17 protein-coding genes and 3 pseudogenes are annotated in these 24,576 nt (G+C 72.9%); 5 read left to right on the top strand and 15 right to left on the bottom strand.

Translation table 11 applies throughout. The features are described from left to right. Positions 1–53 precede the first annotated feature (53 nt). The 5 genes from ADL15_RS57050 to ADL15_RS13625 form a co-directional block, all read right to left on the bottom strand. Complete coding sequence (locus ADL15_RS57050) at positions 54–1,517, bottom strand: RecX family transcriptional regulator (protein WP_232344076.1); 1,464 nt, start codon at positions 1,515–1,517, stop codon at positions 54–56. Positions 1,518–1,531: 14 nt separating this feature from the next. After that, positions 1,532–2,578, bottom strand: coding sequence for a recombinase RecA (recA, locus tag ADL15_RS13640; RefSeq protein ID WP_067689333.1), 1,047 nt, complete (start codon positions 2,576–2,578; stop codon positions 1,532–1,534). A gap of 177 nt (positions 2,579–2,755) precedes the next feature. Then, a complete protein-coding gene (locus ADL15_RS13635) occupies positions 2,756–2,956 on the bottom strand; it encodes a DUF3046 domain-containing protein (RefSeq protein WP_067689329.1) in 201 nt (66 codons plus the stop codon). 125 nt (positions 2,957–3,081) lie between these two features. Then, positions 3,082–3,747: a UdgX family uracil-DNA binding protein gene (locus ADL15_RS13630; RefSeq protein ID WP_067689328.1), complete on the bottom strand. Its 666-nt coding sequence runs from the start codon at positions 3,745–3,747 to the stop codon at positions 3,082–3,084. Positions 3,748–4,009: 262 nt separating this feature from the next. After that, the gene (locus tag ADL15_RS13625; protein ID WP_067689325.1) at positions 4,010–5,356 is read right to left on the bottom strand and encodes an aminotransferase class I/II-fold pyridoxal phosphate-dependent enzyme; all 1,347 of its coding nucleotides are present in this window, start codon (positions 5,354–5,356) and stop codon (positions 4,010–4,012) included. A gap of 78 nt (positions 5,357–5,434) precedes the next feature. Here ADL15_RS13625 and ADL15_RS13620 point away from each other — a divergent pair, with 78 nt between their 5' ends. Together ADL15_RS13620 and leuE are read left to right on the top strand one after the other, a co-directional pair. After that, a complete protein-coding gene (locus ADL15_RS13620; protein ID WP_067689321.1) occupies positions 5,435–6,697 on the top strand; it encodes a bifunctional pyridoxamine 5'-phosphate oxidase family protein/GNAT family N-acetyltransferase in 1,263 nt (420 codons plus the stop codon). Between the two features lie 3 nt (positions 6,698–6,700). Next, positions 6,701–7,351: a leucine efflux protein LeuE gene (leuE, locus tag ADL15_RS13615; protein WP_067689317.1), complete on the top strand. Its 651-nt coding sequence runs from the start codon at positions 6,701–6,703 to the stop codon at positions 7,349–7,351. Between the two features lie 1,541 nt (positions 7,352–8,892). On the opposite strand, the pseudogene ADL15_RS57045 reads toward leuE, so the two are convergent. Both ADL15_RS57045 and ADL15_RS13610 read right to left on the bottom strand, forming a co-directional pair. After that, a pseudogene (locus ADL15_RS57045) lies at positions 8,893–8,985 on the bottom strand (hypothetical protein); the annotation flags it as partial. 263 nt (positions 8,986–9,248) lie between these two features. After that, positions 9,249–9,887, bottom strand: a pseudogene (locus ADL15_RS13610) (serine/threonine-protein kinase); the annotation flags it as partial. A gap of 256 nt (positions 9,888–10,143) precedes the next feature. Here ADL15_RS13610 and ADL15_RS13605 point away from each other — a divergent pair. Beyond that, positions 10,144–14,811, top strand: coding sequence for an Lhr family helicase (locus tag ADL15_RS13605; RefSeq protein WP_394326933.1), 4,668 nt, complete (start codon positions 10,144–10,146; stop codon positions 14,809–14,811). A 57-nt stretch (positions 14,812–14,868) separates the two neighbouring features. Here ADL15_RS13605 and ADL15_RS13600 read toward each other — a convergent pair whose 3' ends face one another. Further along, positions 14,869–15,795 (bottom strand): LLM class F420-dependent oxidoreductase, encoded by a 927-nt coding sequence (locus tag ADL15_RS13600; protein ID WP_067689311.1) that lies wholly within the window; start codon positions 15,793–15,795, stop codon positions 14,869–14,871. 130 nt (positions 15,796–15,925) lie between these two features. Between ADL15_RS13600 and ADL15_RS13595 the strand changes: the two genes are divergently transcribed. After that, positions 15,926–16,717, top strand: coding sequence for an SAM hydrolase/SAM-dependent halogenase family protein (locus ADL15_RS13595; protein WP_067689308.1), 792 nt, complete (start codon positions 15,926–15,928; stop codon positions 16,715–16,717). A 409-nt stretch (positions 16,718–17,126) separates the two neighbouring features. Here ADL15_RS13595 and ADL15_RS13590 read toward each other — a convergent pair whose 3' ends face one another. Further along, a complete protein-coding gene (locus ADL15_RS13590; protein WP_067689305.1) occupies positions 17,127–17,864 on the bottom strand; it encodes an acetyltransferase-like protein in 738 nt (245 codons plus the stop codon). A 306-nt stretch (positions 17,865–18,170) separates the two neighbouring features. Here ADL15_RS13590 and ADL15_RS13585 point away from each other — a divergent pair, with 306 nt between their 5' ends. After that, positions 18,171–19,241: a DNA-formamidopyrimidine glycosylase family protein gene (locus ADL15_RS13585; RefSeq protein WP_067689302.1), complete on the top strand. Its 1,071-nt coding sequence runs from the start codon at positions 18,171–18,173 to the stop codon at positions 19,239–19,241. Here the strand turns inward: ADL15_RS13585 and pspM are convergent. The 6 genes and pseudogenes from pspM to rimO all read right to left on the bottom strand — a co-directional run bounded on the left by pspM (position 19,192) and on the right by rimO (position 24,522). Further along, the gene (gene pspM / locus ADL15_RS13580; protein WP_067689299.1) at positions 19,192–19,989 is read right to left on the bottom strand and encodes a phage shock envelope stress response protein PspM; all 798 of its coding nucleotides are present in this window, start codon (positions 19,987–19,989) and stop codon (positions 19,192–19,194) included. The genes ADL15_RS13585 and pspM overlap by 50 nt on opposite strands. 82 nt (positions 19,990–20,071) lie before the next feature. Further along, positions 20,072–20,929, bottom strand: a complete 858-nt coding sequence (locus ADL15_RS13575; protein ID WP_067689296.1) for a PspA/IM30 family protein — start codon at positions 20,927–20,929, stop codon at positions 20,072–20,074. Positions 20,930–21,206: 277 nt separating this feature from the next. Beyond that, complete coding sequence (locus ADL15_RS13570) at positions 21,207–21,623, bottom strand: helix-turn-helix domain-containing protein (protein ID WP_067689293.1); 417 nt, start codon at positions 21,621–21,623, stop codon at positions 21,207–21,209. 159 nt (positions 21,624–21,782) lie between these two features. After that, entirely contained in the window at positions 21,783–22,265 is a 483-nt protein-coding gene (locus tag ADL15_RS13565; protein WP_067689290.1) for a CinA family protein, read from the bottom strand. A gap of 218 nt (positions 22,266–22,483) precedes the next feature. Continuing rightward, positions 22,484–23,068 (bottom strand): annotated as a pseudogene (gene pgsA / locus ADL15_RS13560) (CDP-diacylglycerol--glycerol-3-phosphate 3-phosphatidyltransferase); the annotation flags it as partial. Further along, a complete protein-coding gene (gene rimO, locus ADL15_RS13555; RefSeq protein ID WP_067689287.1) occupies positions 23,065–24,522 on the bottom strand; it encodes a 30S ribosomal protein S12 methylthiotransferase RimO in 1,458 nt (485 codons plus the stop codon). The pseudogene pgsA and the gene rimO, both read right to left, overlap by 4 nt. Between the last annotated feature and the right edge of the window lie 54 nt (positions 24,523–24,576).

The following is a 24,576-nucleotide window of genomic DNA, read 5'->3' as shown; positions in this document are numbered from 1 at the left end:
GGCCGTGGTGGGGTGCGCGGGCTTTCCCGGTGGGTCGGGGTGGTGGGCGGTGGTCAGGAGAGGGTGTCCTCGGCCTGGTCGGCCAGGGCGTCGGCGTCCAGGCCGTCGGCGAACTCGGCGGCTTCGGCGTCGCGGGCGGCCAGAGCGTCCTTCACTGCGCCGATGGCGACGCCGGCCGGGTAGCCCTTGCGGGCGAGCATGGCGACGAGTCGGCGGAAGACGGCCTCCGGTGGGCCCTTGGCCGTGCGCAGCTTGCGGTCGACGAGAGACCGGGCGATAGCCGCCTCCGACTCGTCGTCGACGGCCTCCAGCGCCTCACTCGCGGTCTCGGCGTCCACCCCGTGCTGCCGGAGCTCGTTGGCGAGAGCACGGCGGGCAAGGCCACGGCCGTTGTGCCGGCTGGACACCCAGGCTCGGGCGAACGCCGCGTCGTCGATGATCCCGACCTCGTCATACCGGTCCAGGACCTCCGCGATCACCTCCTCGGAGATCTCCTTCCGAGCCAGCGCCTTGGCCAGCTCGACGCGGGTCCGTGGACGTGCCGAGAGCTGGTTCAGGCAGATCTCCCGGGCCCGCTCGGACTCGGTCTGCTGTGGCTGCGCCGGCTTCCGGGCGGCACCACCGTCACCGGACTCCGCGCCGGAACCACGCCGTCGACCGGCACGCCCGGACTGCCGGCCACCGGGCCGGCCCGCGCCTGAAGCGTTCGCCTCGCCGAAGGCGTCCGTGTCGTCTCCGCTCCCCTGCCCGGCGGCACCGGGCGAGTCCCCGCCTCGGCGGACGGCAGGGCTGCCGGGACTCCGGCCGCTCTGCGCCGCGAGCCAGTCAGCGATGTCGCTCGCCGACTTCGCCGAGCTCAAGCGGCTCCGCCCGGCCGGCGCGCTGCCGAAACTGCCCGAACCAGGGTCACCCTGCTCGGCTGCTTCGCCGGCAGAGCTGTCAGGGCCGAGCGTGCCGTGGTCATGCTCTGCGGAATTGGCGATGCCACCGCTCCCCCGATCGAGGGTTCTGCCGCCGGATCGGGCGGTGCCCCAGGAGCCCCGAGGAGCCGGATCGTCGCTGCGGCCGCCTGCGCCCCGGCGTTTTCGGCTCAGCGGACCGGGAAGGCCGGAACCCTCCTCAGCAGTGGAAAGGTCAGGGCTCTCCTGGCTGCCGGACCGCCCGGCTCGCCGGCGTTTCGGGCCGTCGGCGTCCCAGCCGACCCGGGCGTCGAAGCTGCTGGCGCCCCAGCCGACCCGGTCGCCGGTGACGGCGGGGTCAGCGGGGACTCCGGGATCCGGATCGGGACTGGCCTCGGCCTCCTCCGGCGTCTCGCTGGAGGAGCCGAAGGTCTGCCAGAGGCCCTGGTCGTCATACTCGGAGCGGCGGCGGGAAAGGCCGCCGCGCCGGGTGCTGCCACGCCGGGACGGCCCCGAGGCACTCTCGCCCGGGGGCTCGCCTTCCGGTCCTTCGGCGCCGGTCCGGGGCGGGATGGCATCCCATCCACGCCCGGACCGGGCACCACGTCGTCCGGCCATCGCGGCTTACCGGATCAGAAGTCGACCGGCGGCAGCTCGGGGCCGCCGGCGGCGTCCCCGGTGACCTGCCCGACGCCGAGTTTCTCCAGGATCTTCTTCTCGATCTCGGCGGCGACGTCGGGGTTCTCCTTGAGGAACTCCCGCGCCTTCTCCTTGCCCTGGCCGAGCTGGTCGCCGTCATACGTGTACCAGGCGCCGGACTTGCGGATGATGCTCTGCTCGACGCCCACGTCGATGAGCGAGCCCTCGCGGGAGATGCCCTTGCCATACATGATGTCGAACTCGGCCTGCTTGAACGGCGCCGCGACCTTGTTCTTGACGACCTTGACCCGGGTGCGGTTGCCGATCACGTCGGTGCCGTCCTTCAGCGCCTCGATCCGGCGCACGTCCAGACGCACGGACGAGTAGAACTTCAGCGCGCGGCCACCGGTCGTCGTCTCGGGCGAGCCGAACATGACGCCGATCTTCTCGCGGAGCTGGTTGATGAAGATCGCCGTGGTGTTGGTGTTGCTGAGCACGCCAGTGATCTTGCGCAGCGCCTGACTCATCAGACGGGCCTGCAGACCCACGTGGCTGTCACCCATCTCGCCCTCGATCTCGGCGCGCGGCACGAGCGCCGCGACCGAGTCGATGACGATGATGTCGAGCGCGCCGGAGCGGATCAGCATGTCCGCGATCTCGAGCGCCTGCTCACCGGTGTCCGGCTGGGAGATCAGCAGGGCGTCGGTGTCGACGCCGAGCGCCCGGGCGTAATCCGGGTCGAGGGCGTGCTCCGCGTCGATGAACGCGGCCGTGCCGCCGGCCTTCTGCGCGTTGGCCACGGCGTGCAGTGCGACCGTGGTCTTACCGCTGGACTCCGGTCCGTAGATCTCGACGACCCGGCCACGCGGCAGGCCACCGACGCCGAGCGCCACATCGAGGGCGATCGAGCTGGTCGGGATGACGGCCATCTGGACCACAGGCCGTTCGCCGAGCCGCATCACCGAGCCCTTGCCGAACTGCTTATCGATCTGTGCAAGCGCTAGCTCCAGCGCCTTTTCCCTGTCCGGTCCTGCCACCATTGCCGCCACCCCTGTATTCGACTTCGCGTTCTTCGCCACGGCCGACACGGTATGCGGTGGGTATGACAAAAACCCTCTGCCCTACCGAGAGCTGTGGATGGCCGAGCCGCTGTGGACAATAGCCGAACACTTGTACGACATCGAGCGACACGCCAGAACAAGCGTACGAAAAATGACTCAGTGCAGCTGGGAAGGCACCCGATCGGGGTAAGCGGCCACCACGGCGCGCCAGATGGTAGCCGTGCCGATACCCTGCGCGATGGCTTCGTCGATAGTGCGTCCGCCCAAGTCCGAAAAGGCCTGATCGGCCGCGATGCTGCGGGCGTAACCTGCCCCGAACGCCTGCTCAAGCCGTCGCCAGAATTCCGTCAATCGCACGCAGACGAGCCTACCTACGCGCCTCCCGCACGCCTCGTTCCGCAAAGGCGAGCCCGGCTGCGAACCGGACTGTGACGTGCGCCACTGGTTGCCGGAGGGGCGGTCACGGGACGCGGATCGAGGGTTCAGGCGGTGACGGCCGCGGCGGCGATCTTCAGATCGTCGACCAGACCGCGGTAGGCCAGGTCACGATCGTCCGCGCGCAGCACGGCCGACGGATGGATCGTGGCCAGCGCCTGGATGTCGGCGACCGGGAAGTCCTCCGGGTGCTCGGCCGAGGCGGGCCAGGGCATCAGCTGCCCGCGGGACCGGGTGACCCGGAACGACGGACCCAGCAACGCCTTGCCCGCGGTCGCTCCGAGCAGCACCACGAGCTGCGGTTTCAGCAGGGCGAACTCGGCGACCAGCCATGGGCGGCAGGCGGCGATGTGCGCCGGGCCGGGCGTCTGATGGATCCGCCTGGTCCCCCGCAGCTCGAACCGGAAATGCTTCGCCGCATTCGTTATGTAGAGGATGCCCGGGTCGATCCCGGCGTCGTCCACCGCTTCCCGCAGCAGCCGGCCGGCCGGGCCGACGAACGGCAGGCCGTGCTGGTCCTCGACGTCACCGGGCTGCTCACCGACAAAAACGATCTTCGCGTGGGGCGCGCCCCGGCCGAAGACGGTCTGCGTCGCGTTCTCGTGCAGCTCACAGCCCTGGCAGCCGGCGGCGGCCTGCTTGAGCTCGTCGATGCTGCGCGCCTGGGACGGCACCCATTGCTGTGCGCCAGGCGGCGCTCCGGTCCCTGCCATGCGTCCGTTTTACCGGTACGCACCACCGGCCCGCCGACCGGACCCACCCACACGGGTGACAGCCCGCCGGTTCCGAGAGGGCGGGGGTCACGCGGTCGACCGGGGCCGGGGCGACAGCGGCACGCGATCGGGTGGGCGTGCGACGGGAGGCGAGCGGTGGGGGCGATTGGTCCCGGGACGACCCCGCGGGCAGCAGCGCTCGCGAATCGACCGGCAATGGTCGTACCGAAAAGGGGGTGTGACGGTCGGTCCGGCGGCGGTCTCATCGCATCAGCGGACCTGGAGCCGTCGGGTGGACCACGGTCGTCACCGCCGTGACCAGGGCGGGGAGGTCGGGCTCCGCGAGCGGGCTGACGGTGATCCGGATGCCGGGCGGCGCGGCGATCCGGAAGAGCGCGCCGGGTGCCACCGCATAACCCGCGTCGCGCAGCGTGGCGATCGCGTGGGTCTCGTCGGGGACCGGAACCCAGACGTTGATGCCGGTCTCGCCGAACGCCGGGACACCTTGCGCCTGCAGCAGGGTGCGCAGGGCGCGGCGGCGCACCGCATACGACCGGGCGGCGGCCGCGACCAGCTCGGTGACCTCCGGATCCTGCCAGAGCTGGAGGAGGAGCCGCTGGGACAGGGTGGAGACCCAGCCCATGCCGATCCGCATCCGGCCGGCGACCCGGGCGATCGTGGTCTCGTCGCCGGCGAGCACCGCGATCCGCAGGTCCGGCCCGAACGGTTTGGAGGCGGAGCGGACGAACGCCCACCACCGGGTCACCGGGCCGATGCAGTGCGGTGGCTCGTCGGCCAGCTCGGCGGCGTGATCGTCCTCCACCAGAAGGATCTCGGGATGCCCGGCGAGCAGCTCGCGCAGGACCACCGCGCGAGCCACGCCGACCGCGGCGCCGGTCGGGTTCTGCGCGCGCACGGTGATCACCACGGCTCGCGCCCCGGCCCGCAGCGCGGCGGCGAGTGACTCGGGGTCGGGACCCTGCTGGTCCACCGCGACGGGCAGCGGCCGCATGCCCAGGGCGGCGATCAGATCGAGCAGGTTGGACCAGCCCGGATCCTCGACCGCGACCGCGTCGCCCGCCCGGAGATGCGCGGTGAGCAAACGCTCGATCGAGTCGAGCGTGCCCGCGGTGACCGCGATCGCCGCGTCGGCGACCGGGATGCCCTCGGCGAGCAGGCGCGGACGGGCCGACTCGATCAGCTCCGGCATGGTCACCGCCGACGCATAGCCCTGCGGCGGACCGACCTGGTCGGCGACCGCCCGCAGCGCCGGGCCGAGGGGCGGAAGGAACCGCAGGTCGGGCTCGCCCAGGGAGAGATCGAGCACGCCGGCCGGCACCGGGGGGCGCAGGACCGCGCGGGAGAGCGCCACCGGCGGGCGGAACCGGACCCGGGTGCCGCGCCGGCCCTCGGTCTCGACGACGCCGCGTTGCCTCAAATCCTGATACGCCTTGGCGACCGTGGCCGGGCTGACGTGCAGCGTGCCGGCCAGCACCCGCACCGGCGGGAGCGCCGCCCCGAAGACCCAGTCGCCACGCACCACACCGGCCTCGATGCTCGCCGAAATCGCGGCGGCGGTCTCACCGCTGACCTGATACTGTTCTGCCACAGCGACGATTCTGTACTAGTACAAGAACAAGTGCAAGTCGCCGAAGGCACGCCACACAGCACTACCGGGGAGGCCCTGATGACCGACGTCTACGCCGCTACCGACCGGACCACCGCGTCCCGGACCCGCGAGCGCATGCACTACGACCGGGAGAAGGCACATGCCATCCTCGACGAGGCGTTCGACTGTTCGGCCGGTTTTGTGGTGGACGGCGAGCCCCGCGTCCTGCCGACCCTGCACGTGCGGGTCGGCGAGACGCTCTACCTGCACGGTTCCACCGGCGGGCGGATGGCGCTGTCGGCCCGCGGCGACGGCATCCCGATCTGCGTGAGCGTCACGCTGCTCGACGGCCTGGTCTACGCGCGGTCGCAGTTCAACCACAGCGCCAACTATCGCTCGGTGGTCGCCCTCGGCGTCGCCCGGCCGGTCACCGACCCGGCCGAGAAGGCGGAGGCCATGCGAGCGCTGGTGGAGAAGGTCGGCGTCGGCCGGGCCGCCGACAGCCGGCCGCCGACCAAGCAGGAGATGGCACAGACCAGTCTGCTGGCGCTGCCGCTGGTGGAGGTCTCGGTCCGGCTCCGCGAGCACGGCGTGGTGGACGATCCGGAGGATCTCGACCTGCCGCACTGGGCCGGTGTGCTCCCGATCCGCCGGGTCGCCGGCCCGCCGGAGACCGATCCGGGCGTCACGACGCCACCACCGGCCTACCTGCCCGGCCGCACCTCGGCCGAGTGGCAGACGCCGGTCCTGATGGAGGGCCGGCACGTCCGGCTGGAGCCGCTCTCCCCGGCGCACGCGGCGGGACTGTTCGAGGCGCTGGACGACGAGGAGGTCTGGCGGTACCTCCCGACCCCGCGGGCACGCACCCCGGAGGACACCGCCGCCGAGATCGCTGAGGTGATCCGCGGGCAGTGGCGGGGCGACCGGGCCGGGTGGGCCCAGGTCGACCCGGTGACCGGCGTCGTGATGGGCATGACGACGTACCACGACGTCGACCCGGTGCGCCGCGCGGTGGGGATCGGGCACACCGTGCTGGGCCGCAAGTGGTGGCGGACCGGGGTCAACACCGAGGCGAAGCTGATGCTGCTGGAGCGGGCGTTCGACGTGCTCGGCGCGGCCAAGGTGTTCTGGTACACCGACATCCGCAACGAGCGCTCCCAGCAGGCGATCGCCCGGCTCGGTGCGAGCCGGGACGGGCTGCTCCGCAGGCAGCGGCTGCGGCCCGACGGCTCCTGGCGGGACACCGTAGTCTTCGCGCTGACGGCAGACGAGTGGCCGGCCGTGGCGCAACGCCTGCGGGACCGCCTGGCCGCCGGCGGATCGGGGCCGGGGAGGGCGTGACCGATGCTGGGCATCACTGATTTCTGGACGTACGTGCTCGGCGTGGTGGCCATCATCCTGCTGCCCGGGCCGAACTCGATCTTCGTGCTCTCGGTCGGCGCCCGCCGGGGCGTCCGGGCCGGCTATCAGGCGGCGTGCGGGGTCTTCATCGGCGACGCGGTGCTCATGGTCCTGTCCGCCACCGGGGTGTCCTCGCTGCTGGGGACGTACCCGCCGCTGTTCCTGGTGCTGAAGTACGCCGGGGCGGCCTATCTGGCCTGGGTCGGGGTGAACATCATCCGGGGCGCCTGGCACGGCTGGCGGCACCGGGACGAGCCGGCCCCGGTGGCCGAGGAGGCGCCGGCCGAGATGCAGCGGCCGTTCCGCCGGGCGGCGGTGATCAGCCTGCTGAACCCGAAGGCGATCCTGTTCTTCGTCTCGTTCTTCCTCCAGTTCGTCGAGCCGGGATATCCGCATCCGGCGTGGTCGTTCCTGGTGCTCGGGGCGGTGGTGCAGTTCTTCAGCGCGCTGTACCTGACCGCGCTGATCTTCGGGGGCCGGTTCCTCGCCGGGCAGTTCCAGCGGCGACGCCGGCTGGCCGCCGGCGCTGCCACCGGGGTGGGCGCGTTGTTCGTCGGGTTCAGCATCAAGCTGGCCACCGCCAGCGTGAGCTGACGAGGGCGCCCTGCGCCAGCCTCTCCCCTCGCGTGCCCCCTTGTGCCAGGCGGTGCGGGGTGTGGCAGGCGGATCAGCTGCTCCTGGCGGCGGCGGAGGTGCCCTGGGTGTCGGTGTAGAAGGTGCTCCGGACCATCTGGACCTTGCTGAGTTCGGTGGCCCAGGCGGATTCCGGGGTGGACCAGCCGAGCGCGTACGGCCGGCCACCGGCCGTGAACCAGCGGGTGGTGGCACGGCGGAGGGCGCCCGCCTCGGTGCGGTAGCGGTACTCCCAGTCGGCGGCCTTGTGCAGCAGGGTCACCGACGCGACGGTGATCAGCGCATAGTCGCGGACCCGGCCGGTCAGCCGGAGCCGGCGGTCCTCGGCACGGCAGCCCTTGAGCGGGTCGGTGCGGGGACGGCGGCCCACGTCCAGGCTCAGCACCCCGGTGCTGAGCGGGTCCCGGAAGCAGTACATGGTGCCGATCCGCTGGTAGGTCCAGCCGTCCGGGACCGGGATGTGGAACCCGGTCCCGTCGGTGAAGTAGGACCAGCCGGCCTGCAGGACCCAGCCGCTGACACCCCGGGCCGCGCCCCGCTTCGGGGCGACCGGGACGCCGGCGGGTGCTGTCGCGTCGCAGACCACCGGCGAGAAACCGCCGGGGCGCGGGGCACGGACGGTCGGTGACGCCCGGGGCGAGGACGGGGCGACGGCCGGTGGCCGGACCACCTCCGGCGTGGCGGCGTCCCGCTGGACCAGATGGACGCTCAGCGCACTGACGCCGAGCACGGCGACCAGCAGCAGACCCGCGACGACCAGCCGGGTCCGGGTCCGGTCCATCGGCCGGGGGCGGAACTGCCACCCGGGTGCGGACATCCGGTTCGCGCCCGGGTGACCGGAGAGCGGGGAGCGGGGAGCCGGGATCGTGTGGCCCGAGGCCTGGTTGCCGCGGCGGGACGTCCGGGGGGTCGCGGGATCGCCGGCGGCGGCCGGTTGGCGGTTCGGGTGGGGCCGGGGGCGAGGGCGGGAGGAATCCGCGCCGGTGCGGTCGGCGCCACGGCGGCCGTGATGGCTGCCGGGGCCGTGGTGGATTCCGCCCGCGGCGGCCGCGGAGACCGGGGAGTAGGCGTCGTCGCTGGTGAAGGTGCCGTCGATGTAGTCGTTCCCGGAGGAGTCGGCGCCGTCGGCGTAGGGGCGGTCCGACCAGTGGCCGGAGGGCAGCCACCAGCCGTCGGAGTCCTCGGAGTTCTCGGCTTCCTCGGCTTCCTCGGTGACGAACTCATCAACCGCCGTGCCCGAGCCACCGGCATCGGCATCGGCATCGGCATCGGCATCGGCATCGGCGAAGATGCTGGTGTCGGACAGGTCGCCGGTGCTCGCCCGGATGGCTCGGTCAGCGGGTTCGGGGTGTTCGGCGCGGATCGGTGCGCCGGTGACATTCCCACGGGTCATGCCCTCGGTGGCGCTGCTCTGCTGATCGCTTTCGGCCAGAGCCTTACGGCGGGGGAGACGCGGCGCGGGCGCCGGCTTCGTTTCCCCCACGGAAGACGATCCGCCAGAGTCACCTCCGGGAGCAGCAGGACCCGCGGAAACAGCCGCAGTGGAGACGGCTGCCGCGGAAACGGGCGCCGTGGAAACAGCCACCGTGGAGACAGCTGCCGTGGAGACGGGCTCGGTGGAAACGGGCTCGGTCGGGACGGGCTCGGTCGGGACGGGCGCGGTTGGGACGTCTCTGGTGGGGACGCCGCCGGTGTCCACGAGCGGTTCGACGGCCGGGGCAGGGCTGGGCTCCCCCCGCGCGCTCCGGTGCCGCTGTGCGGGCAGGGCCGGTTCGGCCTCCTCGATCACCGCTCGGAGCTGCCGCTCCGTCTCGGCGGCCGTCAGGCGCGCTTCCGGTTCGTACCGAAGAAGGGCTTCTAAAATCGGGCCCAGCGGCCCGGCACGCTCCGCGGGGTCGGGGGGTTCGGTGGCCAGCGCGGCAAGCGTCGCCATCGCGCTGTCCCGCGCATAGGGTGACTGCCCCTCGACCGTCGCGTACAGCGTGGCCCCGAACGACCACAGGTCCGACTCCGGAGTGGAGGCGCCGTCCCGGGCCCGCTCCGGGGACACGTACTGCGGTGAGCCGACGATCAGCCCGGGCGTGGTGACCATGCCGTCGTCGACGAAGGTGGCCAGACCGAAATCGGTCAGCAGCACCCGGCCGTCGGAGCCGATCAGGACGTTGTGCGGCTTCACGTCGCGGTGCAGCACCCCGGCGCCGTGTGCCGCGGTCAGCGCGGAGAGCACGGCCAGGCCGACCCGGGCCGCCTCGACCGGCGGGTACGGACCCTTGGTGGTGAGCACCTGGTAGAGCGACCGGGACGCCACATACTCCATGACGATCCAGGACAGGCCCTGGGCGTGCACCACGTCGTAGACCCGGACCACGTGCGGATGCGTCAGCCGGGCCGCGCTGCGCGCCTCGCGGAGTGTCCGATTGTGCAGCCGATCCTTCTCGGTCGCGCTCATCCAGTCCGGTGGGACGATCTCCTTGATCGCCACGTCCCGGTCCAGCATCTGATCCCGGGCCAGCCAGACCCGTCCCATCCCACCAGCGCCGACCGGTTCCAAGAGAAGGTACCGGCCGGCGACGAGCATCTGCCTGACCGCCATCGGCACCACCCATCGTGTCGGTCATCAGGATAATCAGGGACAGACCGCCCACGGAATGACGATCACCCGGGCCCCGCGTGGGCCTCGTCGCCGGTTTCTGTCACACCCCCGGTGGAGGATGAAGCCGGACCACGACGAGAGGACGGGTGACGTGCGAGACGTGCTCGAGAAGTTCGGACCGGCCACCCGGGAGTGGTTCACGGCCGCGTTCGCCGCGCCCACCGCCGCGCAGGCCGGGGCCTGGCGGGCGATCGGCGCGGGCCGGCACGCCCTGGTGGTCGCGCCCACCGGTTCCGGCAAGACGCTTGCCGCCTTCCTCTGGTCCCTCGACCGGCTGGCCGGCGAGCCGGTCCCCGAGGAGGCTCGGCGGCGATGCCGGGTGCTCTACGTGAGCCCGCTGAAAGCCCTCGCCGTCGACGTCGAACGCAACCTGCGGGCCCCACTCACCGGCATCCGTCAGGCGGCGGGCCGCCTCGGCTTACCACCGCCGGAGATCACGGTCGGCATGCGTACGGGTGACACGCCCGCCGACGAGCGCCGCGGGTTCGCCCGCACCCCGCCGGACATCCTGATCACCACTCCCGAGTCGTTGTTCCTGCTGCTCACCTCGGCGGCGCGGGACTCCCTGCGCGGCGTCCAGACAGTGATCATCGACGAGGTGCACGCGGTCGCGGCCACCAAGCGGGGCGCTCACCTGGCGGTCTCCCTGGAGCGGCTGGACGCGCTGCTGGAGCGCCCGGCGCAGCGGATCGGGCTGTCCGCGACGGTGCGCCCGATCGAGGAGACCGCCCGCTTCCTCGGCGGGTCGCAGCACGTCGAGATCGTCAAGCCGCCCAGCACCAAGACGATCGAGGTGTCGGTCGAGGTGCCGGTCGAGGACATGACCCGGCTCGACGAGGCGTCCGAGTCCGACGACCTGGAGGGTGGCCGGCGCACGCCGTCGATCTGGCCGGCCGTCGAGGAGCGGGTGCTCGACCTGATCGAGGCGCACCGCTCGACGATCGTCTTCACCAACTCCCGGCGCGGCGCGGAACGGCTCTGCGCCCGGCTCAACGAGCTGTCCGCCGAGCGGGTGGAGCTGGCCCGGCTCGCCGAGCAGGCCACCCAGCGCGGCGAGACGGCGTGGCGCGAGGAGCCGGACCGGGGCTCCGGTCGTACCGAAGAGGGCTCTGCCATGCCGGTCGCGGTCGGTGAGATCGCCGCCGGCCTGATGAGAAGCGGACAGGGTGGCGGCGCGGCAGGGATGCCGGCGGCAATCATGGCGCAGTCCGCGGCGGCCTCCGGCGCGCCGGCCGTGGTGGCCCGAGCGCACCACGGCAGCGTCTCCCGGGAGGAGCGCAAGCAGATCGAGGAGGCGCTGAAGTCCGGCCGGCTGCCCGCGGTCGTCGCCACCTCGAGCCTGGAGCTCGGCATCGACATGGGCGCGGTCGACCTGGTCGTGCAGATCGAAGCCCCGCCGACGGTCGCGGCCGGCCTGCAGCGGATCGGCCGGGCCGGTCACCAGGTCGGCGCGGTCTCGCGCGGGGTGGTCTTCCCCAAGCACCGCGGTGACCTGCTCTCCTGCGCGGTCGTCGCGGAACGGATGATCGCCGGCGCGATCGAGGAGCTGCGGTACCCGCGCAACCCGTTGGACGTGCTGGCCCAGCACGTGGTCGCGATGGTGGCGATGGACGCCTGGCCGGTCGACGAGCTGGCCGCGCTGGTCCGGCGGGCCGCGCCGTTCGCCGAGCTGCCCGAGTCGGCCCTGCACGCGGTGCTCGACATGCTCTCCGGGCGGTACCCGTCGACCGCCTTCGCCGAGCTGCGGCCCCGCCTGGTCTGGGATCGCGGCACCGATCTGCTGACCGGCCGGCCGGGCGCCCAGCGCCTCGCCGTGACCAGCGGCGGCACCATCCCGGACCGCGGCATGTTCGGGGTCTTCCTGGCCGGTTCCGAGCGCGCCTCCCGGGTCGGTGAGCTGGACGAGGAGATGGTCTACGAGTCGCGGGTCGGTGACGTCTTCCTGCTCGGCTCGACCTCGTGGCGGATCGAGGACATCACCCCGGACCGGGTGCTGGTCTCCCCCGCGCCCGGCGCCCCGGCCCGGATGCCGTTCTGGAAGGGCGACTCCCCGGGCCGGCCGATCGAGCTGGGCCGGGCCATCGGCGCCCGGCTGCGCGCCCTGGCCCGGGCCGGCGACGAGGCGGCCACCGCGGCGCTGCGCGAGTCCGGCCTGGACGAGTGGGCCGCCGGGAACCTGGTCACCTACCTGCGTGAGCAGCGGGAGTCCACCCGGCACCTGCCGGACGACCGGACCATCGTGGTGGAACGGTTCCGCGACGAGCTGGGCGACTGGCGGATGACCGTGCACTGTGTGCTCGGTGCGAAGGTGAACGCGCCGTGGGCGCTGGCGATCGCCCGCCGGCTCAGCGAGCGGTACGGCGTGGACGGTCAGGTGATGCCCTCCGACGACGGCATCGTGATCCGGCTGCCGGACACCGCGGAGGAGCCACCCGGCGCTGACCTGGTCGCCTTCGACCCGGAGGAGATCGCCCAGATGGTCGAGGAGTCGGTGGGCACGTCCGCGCTGTTCGCGTCCCGGTTCCGGGAGTGCGCGGCCCGCTCGCTGCTGCTGCCCCGCCGCGATCCGCGCCGCCGGCAGCCGCTCTGGCAGCAGCGCCAGCGGTCCGCGCAACTGCTCGACGTGGCCCGCGAGTTCGCCGACTTCCCGGTCACCTTGGAGGCGGCCCGCGAGTGCCTGCAGGACGTCTTCGACGTTCCCGGGCTGTCCGGCCTGATGCGGGAGATCGCCGGGCGCAAGGTCCGGCTGGTCGAGGCGGAGACCCAGCGCCCGTCACCGTTCGCCCGTTCGCTGCTGTTCGGATACGTCGGCGCTTTCCTGTACGAGGGGGACGCCCCGCTCGCCGAGCGCCGGGCCGCCGCGCTGGCCCTGGACGCCACCCTGCTCGGCGAGCTGCTCGGCCGGGTCGACCTGCGCGAGCTCCTCGACCCCGCGGTGGTGATCGAGACCGCGACGCAGTTGCAGTGGCTGAGCCCGCAGCGCAGCCCCCGGGACGCGGAGGACGCCGCCGAGCTGCTCCGGCTGCTCGGTGACCTGTCCGCCGCCGAGCTGGCCGAGCGCGGCGTGCCCGAGGACTGGGTGCGCACGCTGGAGTCGGCCCGCCGCGCGATCCGGGTGCGGGTGGCCGGCGAGGACCGCTGGATCGGGATCGACGACGCGGGGCGGTACCGCGACGCGCTCGGCGTGGCGCTGCCGGTCGGCATCCCCGAGGCGTACCTGGAACCGCTCGCCGACCCGCTCGGTGACCTGGTCGCGCGCTACGCCCGTACGCACGGGCCGTTCCTCGCGGCGACCTGCGCGGCCCGATTCGGACTGGGCGTGTTCGTGGTCGAGCAGGCGTTGAAACGGCTGAGCGCGACCGGCCGGGTCACCTCCGGTGAGTTCTCCCCGGACGGCGCGGGCACCGAGTGGTGCGACGCCGAGGTGCTGCGCATGCTGCGGCGACGTTCCCTCGCCGCGCTGCGCCGGGAGATCGAGCCGGTGCCGCCGAAGACGCTCGCCGCGTTCCTGCCCCGGTGGCAGCAGGTGGGTGGCAACGCCCGCGGGGTGGAGGCGCTGGCCGCGGCACTCGAGCAGGTGCAGGGCGTGGCGGTGCCGGCCTCGGCCTGGGAACGGCTGGTGCTGCCGGCTCGGGTGGCCGACTACGCGCCACCGCTGCTCGACGAGCTGTCCGGCGGCGGCGAGGTGCTGTGGGCCGGGTCCGGTGCGATCGCCGGGGGCGACGGGTGGGTGACGTTGGCGTACGCGGACAGCGCGCCCCTGCTGCTGCCCCCACCGGACGAGGAGTTCGCGCTCACCCCGGCGCACCAGGCCGTGCTGGACGCGCTCGGCGACGGGCAGGCGATGTTCTTCCGCTCGCTCGCCGACCGGGTCGGCTCGACCGACGACACCGACCTGGCCGGCGCCGTGTGGGATCTGGTGTGGGCCGGGCACCTCACCAACGACACCCTCGCCCCGCTGCGGGCGATGCTCGGTGGCAGCGGGGCGCACAAGGCGAAAGCCGCGCCGGCCCGGAGCCGTTACCGACGTCCGGGGCGGCCGGCCATGCCGTCCCGGACCGGGCCGCTGCACATGGCCGGCCGCTGGTCGAAGCTGCCGGACCGGGATCTGGACCCGACCCGGCGGGCCGCCGCGCTCGCCGACGTCCTGCTCGAACGGCACGGCGTGGTGACCCGGGGCGCGGTGATGGCGGAAGGGGTGACCGGCGGGTTCGCCGCGGTCTACCCGGTGCTCAGCGCTCTGGAGGAGCGGGGTGCGGCCCGCCGGGGGTATTTCGTGGAAGGGCTCGGGGCGGCGCAGTTCGCGGTGCCCGGCGCGGTGGACCGGCTGCGCGCGTTGGCGGAGCCGGCCGAGCTGGCCAGGCGTACCGGGACGAGTGCGCTGGTGCTGGCCGCGACGGACCCGGCCAATCCGTACGGGGCGGCGCTGCCGTGGCCGGACCGGATCGTGGACAGCGGTGACGGCGAACCGGTGGCGAAGGCCGGGCACCGGGCCGGTCGCAAGGCGGGCGCGCTGGTCGTGCTGGCCGGCGGCGAGCTGGTGCTGTACGTGGAACGTGGCGGTCGCACGCTGCTGTCCTTCGCGGACGATCCGGAGGCGCTGACGGCGGCCGGGCAGGCGCTGGCGGCTTCGGTGCGGTCGGGGGTGCTCGGTGCGCTGTCGGTGGAGCGCGCCGACGGGGAGTCGGTGCACTCGTCGCCGCTGCGGGAGGCGCTGACCACGGCCGGCTTCCGCGCGACACCACGAGGTCTGCGGCTGCGCGGCTAGGACAGGCCCTGACCCAGCGGCCGCCCGGGAGGACGGCCGCCGAGCCGGGAAGGAGGATCAGAGGTGGGGCAGGACGTCCGAAGCGACCAGGTCGACGTGATCGATGTCGGACAGGTCGAGGACCTGCGCGAAGAGGCGGGAGGCGCCGGCCTCGGCGTACCGGCCGATCACCTCGAGGGCCTCGGCCGGGGTGCCGACGATGCCGCCGTTCTCGCGCATCTCCTCGACCTCGCGGCCGATGGCGGCGGCCCGGCGGCGCACCTCGGCGTCGTCGCGGCCGACGCAGAGCACCGCTGCGGCGCTGAACGCCGGGGGCTCGGCGCGGCCGATGGCGGCGCTGGCGGCGCGGACCCGGTCGTACTGGACCGAGATGTCCTCGATCTTGGAGAACGGGACGTTGAACTCGGCCGCGTAGCGGGCGGCCAGGTCCGGGGTGCGCTTCTTGCCCTTGCCGCCGACGATCACCGGGAGCGGGGACTGCACCGGCTTGGGCAGCGCCGGGGAGTCACTGAGCTGGTAGTGCTTGCCCTCGAAGGCGTAGGTCGAGCCGACCGGCGTCTTCCACAGCCCGGTGATGATCTCGAGCTGCTCCTCGAGACGGTCGAAACGTTCGCCGATGGCCGGGAACGGGATGCCGTAAGCCTGGTGCTCACTGTCGAACCAGCCGCCGCCGAGACCGAACTCGATCCGGCCGCCGCTCATCGCGTCGACCTGGGCGACCGCGATCGCCAGCGGGCCGGGGAGCCGGAAGGTCGCCGAGCTGACCAGCGTGCCGAGCCGGATCCGGGAGGTCTGCACGGCCAGCGCGGCCAGGGTGATCCAGGCGTCGCTGGGGCCGGGCAGCCCGGGCCCGTCACCCATCTTGAGGTAGTGGTCGGAGCGGAAGAACCCGTCGTAGCCGCCATCCTCGGCAGCCTTGGCCACCCGGAGCAGGTCGTCGTGGCTGGCACCCTGCTGGGGTTCGGTGAAGATCACGAGACGCATGAGATCAACCCTGCCAGATCGCCGGGGCGGTCCCGGCCCGCACCCCGCTCCGGGAGACCCGGACGTGACCGGAGACACGCGGGCGCCGGCGGGACGCGGGCGGCCGCGACTGGCAGTAACGTCAGCCACCATGGCCGGTTATGGATGGATCAGTTTCACCACCGACTACGGCACCTTCGACGGCTTCGTCGCGGCCTGCCACGGGTCGATCGCGCGGATCGCGCCGGATGTCCGGGTGATCGACGTGACGCACCACGTACCGCCCGCCGACGTCAGCCGTGGCGCGGCCGTGCTGGCACAGACCGCGCCCCACCTGCCGGCCTCGGTGCATCTCGCGGTGGTCGACCCGGGCGTCGGCACGGCACGGCGCGGCGTGGTGCTGAGCACGCCGAACGGGCTGCTCGTCGGACCGGACAACGGCCTGCTGATCTGGGCGGCCGAGGCGCTCGGCGGGATCACCGCCGCCTACGAGCTGACCAACCCGGACTGGACGCTGGGCGACGTGTCCCGGACCTTCCACGGGCGGGACGTGTTCGCACCGGCCGCGGCCCGGCTGGCCGCGGGGGCCGACCCGGCCGGCGCGGGGGCGGCGATCACGCCGTCCGCCCTGGTCCGCCTGCCCGACCCGGTGACCAGCGTCGGTGACGGCTGGATCGAGGCCGAGGTGCTGACCGTGGACCGCTTCGGGAACGTGCAGCTGGCCGCGAACGGCACGATGCTCACCGGGCTCGCCCCGGAACTCGTGGTGAACGGGACGGTGCGCGCCCGCCGGGGTGGCACGTTCGCCGATGTGGGCGCCGGCGAGCTGCTGGTCTACACCGATTCCGCGGACCAGGTGGCGATCGCGGTGAACAACGGGCGCGCAGTGGTCGTGCTCTCGGTGGTCCCCGGCGACATGGTCCGCATCGCCGAACGCCGATGACTTCTTCGGTACGGATACCGAGCGCCCGTCCGTAGGCCACGAGCCGAGTCCCGTCCGAGCGGCCACGCGGCCGCCGCCCGGCTCCCGGCCCAGCCGCGTCGAGCGAGGCCGCGGCGCTCACCACGGGCCTCACCCAGCCCGCGAGGATCCCGGTCCCGGCTGGCACTCGGGGGTGCCTCACCGGCCCCGAGACACCCCCAGGGACCAGCCACGCGCCTCGCGCCGCACCGCCCACCACGCGCGGCACACTGCCGCCCCCGACCGCCGAGCACCTCCCCGGGCCCGGCTGGCGCTCGGGGGTGCCTCACCGGCCCGGAGACACCTCTGGGGGCCAGCTGAGATCTCCCGGCTGGTCCGTAGGGGTGTCTCGCCGGCTCGGAGGCGCCTCTGAGCGCCAGCCGGCGGTGGGTTAGAGGGGGTGGTGGACCCAGACGTTGGGTTCTACGTAGACGGCGTGGTCGTGTTCGACTGAACAGTGCACGTCTGACAGTGCGCCCGGCACCGGGACCGGGCCGCTCTTGTCGAACGGGAGGCCCGTGCGGTCGCGCCACTGGGCCAGGGTTCCCGGGATCATCATGCTGTGGTGGGCGACGTTCACGATGACTCCGCCGGCTCGGACGTGGACTCGCAGCCATGGGTCGACCGGGAGGCCGTCGGGGCGTTGGCGGAACGCGTACTCATCGATCGGCTCGTCCGGGAAAGCGGCCTTGCCGGTCGGGCGGACCGGGGCCACCAGGTCGGTGAATCCGTGCCGGACAGCGTTCTCGCGCATGGCCGCCAACATCAGCCCGGAGATCCCCTGGGCGCGCAGGTCGGGACGCACCGCGATCTCCAGCGCCGAGACGATGGTCGGGGTGGTGCCGCTGAGCCGGTCGTGGGCGGCGGTCCGGATCGCCCAGTCCCAGCCGCCCTCCGGCAGGCCGTCGGCGATCGCACCGTCGAACGAGATCGGCACCGAGTGCGCCTTGGCGACCGCCTCACCGGTCTCCCGATCGACGGCGAGCAGGGTGAAATCGGGCCAGAACGTGGTGTCGTGCCGGTAGTACAGGCCGCTGGTCGGGTCGTGCCGCATGAACTCCGGCCAGAGGCCGGTGAGCTGCTCCATGATCTCGGTGCGGTCGCCGACCGGCGCGATGTCCAGATCCATGCCCGCGAGTATCCCCACGCGGAGGGGCCGAGCCGAGCGATTAACCGGGCCCAGGCCGGAACCACCCTGCTGACCGCAGGCCGGGCACGGATCGGGACCGCCCGGCAGGGCCGAGCGGGCAGGGCACGGCCGGGCGGCCAGGGCACGGCAGAACACGGCGGGCCGGGACAGGGCAGGGCGGGCAGAGCCGGGCGGGCAGGGCAGAGCACGGCGGCCAAGGCAGAGCACGGCGGTCCAGGCTAAGGCAGGAACCACGCTGCGGCCGGGTGGAGGCATCAAACGGGCGGGAACGGGCAGGATGTAGCCATGCCCGAAGGGGACACCGTCTGGAACACCGCGCGCGTCGTTGAGCGCGCCCTCACCGGGGCGACCCTGACCGGATCCGACTTCCGGGTGCCGCGCCTGGCCACCACCGACCTGACCGGCTGGACCGTGACCGAATCCGCCAGCCGTGGCAAACACCTGCTGCTCCGCCTCACCCCCGGCGAAACCCACCGCGACCCTGGCGAAAGCCCCGCCGAAACCGCTGAACCCGGCGGACCCGGCGACAACCGCCGGGCGGCCGCCGCGCAGAAGCCGCTCACCCTCCACTCCCACCTGCGGATGGAAGGCGCCTGGCGGACCTACGCCCCCGGCGAACGCTGGACCGGCCGGCCCGCCCACCTGATCCGGGTCGTGCTGCGCACCGAGCGGGCGGTCGCCGTCGGATACCACCTGCACGATCTCACCCTGATCCCGACCGCCGAGGAGGAGAGCCTGGTCGGGCACCTCGGCCCGGACCTGCTCGGCGCCGACTGGGATGCGGCCGAAGCCGTCCGGCGGATCGCCGCGCATCCGGAGGCCACCATCTCCGAGGCGCTGCTGGACCAGCGGAACCTGGCCGGGGTGGGCAACCTCTACCGGGCCGAGACGCTCTTCCTGCGCGGGCTGTGGCCGTGGACCCGGGTGGCCGACGTGGCCGACCTCACCGGCACGGTCGAGCTGTCCCAGCGGCTGGTGGCCTCGAACCGGGGGCGCTGGACGCAGACCACCACCGGGTCGCTGCGGCGGGGTGAGACGAGCTACGTCTACGGCAGGCGGGCCCAGCCGTGCCGGCGCTGCGGCACAGCGATTCGAAAAGCCGAACGCTCACCGCTCCTCCCGACGAGCGGAAGCCGAGAAGGCGACTACTCGCCGCTGTCGGCAAGCGCGAGACAAGACGGCAGCGCGGGACGAGACGGCAGCGTGCGGCGGGGACCCGGCAGCATGGCCCGGGGAGCTGAGAAATCGCCGCCGCTGAGCGCGAGTGCGGGGCGGATCGGGGACAAGGCCGAGCTGGAGGACCGGATCACTTACTGGTGCCCGCGCTGTCAGCCTGAGCCTGCCGCTGCGGCGTGAACCGGGCGGTCCGGTCCCGCAGCTCGGCGAGACCCTCGGCGATGCCGCGCAACCGGTCGGCCGCCTCGATCAGGCCGAAATACGCCGGGTGGCGGCTGTCGGCCACCGGATGGCCGTCCTCGGCCACATAACTCGCCGCGGCCGCGACCAGTTCCTCGAACGCCTCGACACCCTCGGTGAACTGCTCGGCCAGCGCGGCGTGCGACTGCTCCAGGCCGGCCCGCTGGGCGGGCTGCCCGAGCGGGACGGCGCGCTCCACGCTCGCCACCCGCTGGCCGAGATCACGCAGCCACTGCTCGGCGGTGGCCGCCTCGAGCACCGCGGTCTCGCCGGAGCCGGTGAGCCGGCCGGCCAGGCCGAGCATGGTGGCCGAGGCGCGGTCCAGCCGGTCCCACGCGTCGGCGATCGTCGAGCCGCGCAGACCGTAACGGTTCTTCTGGCGGCGGACCTCGTTGAGCACGGTGCGGCCGACCTGGGAACGTTCCAGAGCGGCGGCGAACCGCGGTCCGGGCAGGCTCGGCTCGGGAGCCGGCTGGGCGGCCAGCGCGCGGTGATCGCTCCACCGCCACCAGGCCAGCACCACCGAACCGCCGGCACCGGCGGCCCAGACCGCGTCCACGATGCCGATCCCCGCGTACGGCGTGAGCACGGCCGCGGCCGCGGTCAGACCGCCACCCAGCACACTCCACCGCCGCGCGGCACCGCGCAGCCGCTTGAGCCGGCGGAAATACCTGGTCCGCTCGTCCACGTCACGTCCTCCCGCCACTCACCCGGACCGCCGGCCGGCCACCGGGGCCGCCCGGCCAAGGCCGGCCACCGAGGCCGGACTCTCAGCCGGCCGCGGCGTCGCCGCGCTTCTGGTTCATGCTGGCGCGGATCTCGTCGAGCCGGGCCACGCTGGCCGGGTCGGCCGCCGGAGCGCCCTGCTGCCCGACCGCCGGCTGTGCCGGGGCGCCACCCAGCTTGTCGCCGGCCATGCTGGCCCGGATCTGCTCCAGGCGCGACGAGCCGGCCATGTCCAGGCTGGACTTCTGCACCTCGAGCATGCGGCCCTCGACCGAGTTGGAAGCCAGCTCGGCCCGGCCCATCGCATTCGCATACCGCTGCTCGATCTTGTCGCGCACCTGGTCCAGCGACGGGGTGTTGCCCGGCGCGGTCAGCGACGACATCGACTCGAGCGACTTGGCGACGGTCTCCTGCATCTTGGCCTGCTCGAGCTGGCTGAGCAGGCGCGAGCGCTCGGCGATGCGCTGCTGCAGCACCATCGCGTTGTTCTCGACCGCCTTGCGGGCCTGCCCGGCCGCGCCGAGAGCCTGGTCGTGGAGGGTCTTCAGATCCTCCATCGACTGCTCGCCGGAGACCAGCTGGGTGGCGAGCGTCTGCGCGGTCTGCTCGTACTTCTGTGCCTCGGCCTCGTCGCCGCCGGCCCGGGCCCGGTCGGCCAGGACCAGCGCCTGACGCGCCATGCCCTGCAGTTTCTCGACCTCGGACATCTGCCGGGACAGCTTCATCTCGAGCTGCCGCTGGTTGCCGATGACGGCAGCGGCCTGCTGGACGAGCGCCTGGTGCTGGCGCTGGGCGTCCTCGATGGCCTGCTGGATCTGCACCTTCGGGTCGGCGTACTCGTCGATCTTCGCGCCGAAGAGCGCCATCATGTAATTCCAGCCCTTGACGAACGGGTTCGCCATCTCGCGGTATCCCCTCAATGTCGCTCGGTCGGACGCGTGCTGGCCGAGAAACCTCGCCGCAGACGCGAAACCATCGTGTCAGCCCGGTGCCAGTGGCGTCACGTGACCTACGGGGGATCTCAGGGTCTCCCCTGGCATCGAGCCTGAGATCGAGGCTACGCCCCCCAGGGGCAGGGGGCGAGACGCGCGAACCTGGGAACTGCCTGCCGGACGGCACGGCAAAACCGGGCCGTCCTGGAGGCGGCCCGGTTTCGTCGTCATGATCAGATTGGGGTCGTCAGGCGGCGTAGACCACGTCGCGCTGCGTCTTGCGGGTCGCGTGCAGGGTCGCCTTCAGCGGCGAGTCCTGGCGCACCGACACCGAGACGCTGCCGTCCGACGCGAGCTGGCGCTTGGCATCGGCGCGGAGCGGGTCGGCAACCGGCTGGGCCTCGACCGGGATGAGCACGCCCTCCATGTTCTCCGCGAGGGAGAGAGTGCTGCTCACCTCACCGAGCAACTCGGAGAGTCGGGCGCCGAGCGCTTCGCAGATGGCCGCGAGCAGCTCGCTGGAGGCCTCTTTCTGACCACGCTCGATCTCGGACAGATAACCCAGGCTGACGTTCGCGGCGGTCGACACCTCGCGCAGCGTGCGGTGCTGTCCCTGCCGGCGCGCACGAAGTGCGTCACCGATAACCCGGCGTAGCAGGACCATGGCACCTCCTCCTGCGGGCGAGGCCGCCGGCACGCGCCGGAGGCTTCCCGCAACCGTACCTGCCGCGAGCGATGGCGACATCCCGCCCCGCCGAATTCCTCCGGCGGCCGGCTCGCGGTGCATTCCGACAACCAGGGCACCGGCTGCGGTATTCCCAGGTCAGGCCGGAGCCGGTGCAGAACCGAGAATGCCGGTCAACAATTGCAGGACGGCCATCACACTTTCGATGCGGATGGCCGCCCGGTTTCCGGTGAGTTTCAGCTCGCGCACCCGGGTCCCGTCCGGCCCCGCGACGGCGATGTAGACCAGCCCGACCGGCTTGCCGTCCTGCGGTTCGGGGCCCGCGACGCCGGTGGTGGCCAGGCCCCAATCCGCGCCGCAGCGTTCCCGCGCGCCCTCCGCCAGCTTCGCGGCGACCTCCGGATCGACCGGGCCGCGGTCCGCCAGCAATTCCTTCGGTACGCCGGTGAGCGCCGCTTTCAGCTCGGTCGCGTAGACCACGAACCCGCCGCGGAACACCGCACTTGCCCCCGGGACGTCGACGATGGTCGCCGCCACCAGCCCGCCGGTGAGCGACTCCGCGGTGGCCGCGGTCTGACCCCGTTCGGCCAGGGCCCGCACCGCGTCGCCGGCGGCGGTCACGCTTCCCGGCCCCGGCCGCGCTCCGGCTCGACCGGCTCACGACGGCCGGCCGGACCGTGACGGTCGGCCGGACCATGAAGGTCGGCCGGACCATGAAGGTCGGCCGGACCATGACGGTCAGCCGGCTCGCGATGGCCGGCCGGGTCCCGAGGGTCGGCCTGTTCACGAGGGACGGCCGGCTCGCGGTGGTCGGCCGGGTCGAGGAGGTGGACCGGGTCGCGCGGGCCCCGGCGCAGGCGCAGCGCCTGGAGCACGTAGTCGAAGCCGGTGACCACGGTGACCAGCAGGGCCGCGCCCATCAGCCACGGGCCGGCCGCGTCCAGCGGGGTGCCGAACGGCCAGAGATACCAGGTGATCGCCAAGGTCTGCAGGCCGGTCTTGAGCTTGCCGCCCCGGGAGGCCGGGATGATGCCGTACCGGATCACCCAGAACCGCAGCGCCGTGACACCCCACTCGCGGACCAGGATCACCACCGTCACCCACCACGGCACCTGGTCGTACGCGGAGAGCAGCACCAGCGCGGTGCCGGTCAGCGCCTTGTCCGCGATCGGGTCGGCGACCTTGCCGAACGAGGTCACCAGCTCCCACTTGCGGGCGATCCAGCCGTCCACGAAGTCGGTCGCCGCGGCCACGCAGAACGCCACGGTGGCGGCGACCCGCCAGCCGTGGTCGGTCATCTGCGACGCGACCACCAGGCCCAGGAAGACCGGGACGAGGATGAGCCGGACCACGGTCAGCGCGTTGGCCGCGTTGTAGAGCGACACCACGCGGGGTGCGGCCACCGGACCCGGCTCGTCGGTCACCGGTCGACCTGCGCCGCGGAGATCATCTCGATCGGCACCGCGATCAGGTCGACGCCCTCGGTGCCGGTCACCGTCGCGCGGACCAGGTCACCCGGGCGCAGGGCGGCCAGGTCGACACCCCGCTCGCCGGAGACCAGCGTGGTGGAGCCGTCGACCTCGGGGGCCTGGTGCTCGGCCCGGCCCTCGATCTCGTCGTCGTCGACCGTGTCGACCAGCACCTCGACCGTGGTGCCGATCCGGTCCTCGGCGCGCTGGGCGCAGAGCTCCTCGGCGAGCGCGACGATCTTGTCGTACCGGCGCTTGATGGTGGACGCGCGGATCTTGCCGGTCAGGCCGGCCGCCTCGGTGCCGTCCTCGTCGCTGTAGTCGAAGATGCCGATCGCGTCCAGCCGGGCCTCGGTCAGGAACCGGGCCAGCTCGTCCACGTCCTGCTTGGTCTCGCCGGGGAAGCCGACGATGAAGTTGCTCCGGGCACCGGCCTCGGGCGCCAGCTTGCGGGCCGAGTCGAGCAGCTCGAGGAAGCGCTCGGTGGAGCCGAACCGGCGCATCCGGCGCAGCACCGGCTCGCTGGAGTGCTGGAACGAGAGGTCGTAGTAGGCCGCGACGCCGGGCGTGGTGGCGATCGCCTCGACCAGGCCGGGGCGGGTCTCGGCGGGCTGCAGGTAACTGGCCCGGACCCGGACGATGCCGTCGACCGCGGCCAGTTGCGGCAGCAGTTTCTCCAGCAGGCGCGGGTCGCCCAGATCTTTTCCGTACGACGTGCTGTTCTCACTGACCAGCACCAGCTCGCGCACACCGGTCTTGGCCAGCCACTCGGCCTCGGCCAGCAGCTCCTGCGGGTCGCGGGAGACGAACGCGCCACGGAACGCCGGGATCGCGCAGAACGAGCAGCGCCGGTCGCAGCCGCTGGCCAGCTTCAGCGACGCGACCGGGCCGGTGTCGAGCCGGCGGCGCAGCACCTTGCGCAGGTGGGCCGGGGTGTGCTCGTCGACCGTGGCGTGACCGGGCACCACCACCTTCGCGGCCTGCCGCTGCACCGGGGTGATCGGGAGCAGCTCGCGGCGGTCACGCGGGGTGTGCGAGTCGAATTTCTCGCCGGCCAGCACGCCGTCGAGGCGGGCGCTGATGTCGGTGTAGTCGTCGAAGCCGAGCACCGCGTCGGCCTCGGGCAGGTTCTCGGCCAGGTCGCGGCCGTACCGCTCGGCCATGCAGCCGGCGGCGACCACCTTGGCACCGGTGTCGGAGGCGGCGAGCAGGGTGTCGATCGAATCCTGCTTCGCCTTCTCCACGAAACCGCAGGTGTTGACGAGCACCACGTCGGCGTGGGCGGCATCGGTGCCGACCTCCCAGCCCTCGGCGTCGAGGCGGGCGGCCAGCTCCTCCGAGTCGACCTCGTTACGGGCACAGCCCAGGGTCAGGAGAGCGACACGGCGTGAAGTCGGGGTTTCGGACACCCGACAAGGTTACCGGTCCCCGCCGGCATGCCGTTCCCCCGCACGGCTGGAGGC

It is taken from the genome of Actinoplanes awajinensis subsp. mycoplanecinus (assembly GCF_001509495.1).
In the GTDB taxonomy this organism is placed as follows: Bacteria; Actinomycetota; Actinomycetes; order Mycobacteriales; family Micromonosporaceae; genus Actinoplanes; species Actinoplanes palleronii.
The sequence above is the reverse complement of the archived record's forward strand: the minus strand, read 5'-3'. Positions and strand labels throughout refer to the sequence as shown.

Bases quoted from the DNA above. Each gene is read 5' to 3' on its own strand.
- ADL15_RS57050 (WP_232344076.1), bottom strand. From the start codon at position 1,517: ATGGCCGGACGACGTGGTGCCCGGTCCGGGCGTGGATGGGATGCCATC.
- recA (WP_067689333.1), bottom strand. From the start codon at position 2,578: ATGGTGGCAGGACCGGACAGGGAAAAGGCGCTGGAGCTAGCGCTTGCA.
- ADL15_RS13630 (WP_067689328.1), bottom strand. From the start codon at position 3,747: ATGGCAGGGACCGGAGCGCCGCCTGGCGCACAGCAATGGGTGCCGTCC.
- ADL15_RS13620 (WP_067689321.1), top strand. From the start codon at position 5,435: ATGACCGACGTCTACGCCGCTACCGACCGGACCACCGCGTCCCGGACC.
- leuE (WP_067689317.1), top strand. From the start codon at position 6,701: ATGCTGGGCATCACTGATTTCTGGACGTACGTGCTCGGCGTGGTGGCC.
- ADL15_RS13600 (WP_067689311.1), bottom strand. From the start codon at position 15,795: ATGCGTCTCGTGATCTTCACCGAACCCCAGCAGGGTGCCAGCCACGAC.
- ADL15_RS13595 (WP_067689308.1), top strand. From the start codon at position 15,926: ATGGCCGGTTATGGATGGATCAGTTTCACCACCGACTACGGCACCTTC.
- ADL15_RS13590 (WP_067689305.1), bottom strand. From the start codon at position 17,864: ATGGATCTGGACATCGCGCCGGTCGGCGACCGCACCGAGATCATGGAG.
- ADL15_RS13585 (WP_067689302.1), top strand. From the start codon at position 18,171: ATGCCCGAAGGGGACACCGTCTGGAACACCGCGCGCGTCGTTGAGCGC.
- ADL15_RS13575 (WP_067689296.1), bottom strand. From the start codon at position 20,929: ATGGCGAACCCGTTCGTCAAGGGCTGGAATTACATGATGGCGCTCTTC.
- ADL15_RS13570 (WP_067689293.1), bottom strand. From the start codon at position 21,623: ATGGTCCTGCTACGCCGGGTTATCGGTGACGCACTTCGTGCGCGCCGG.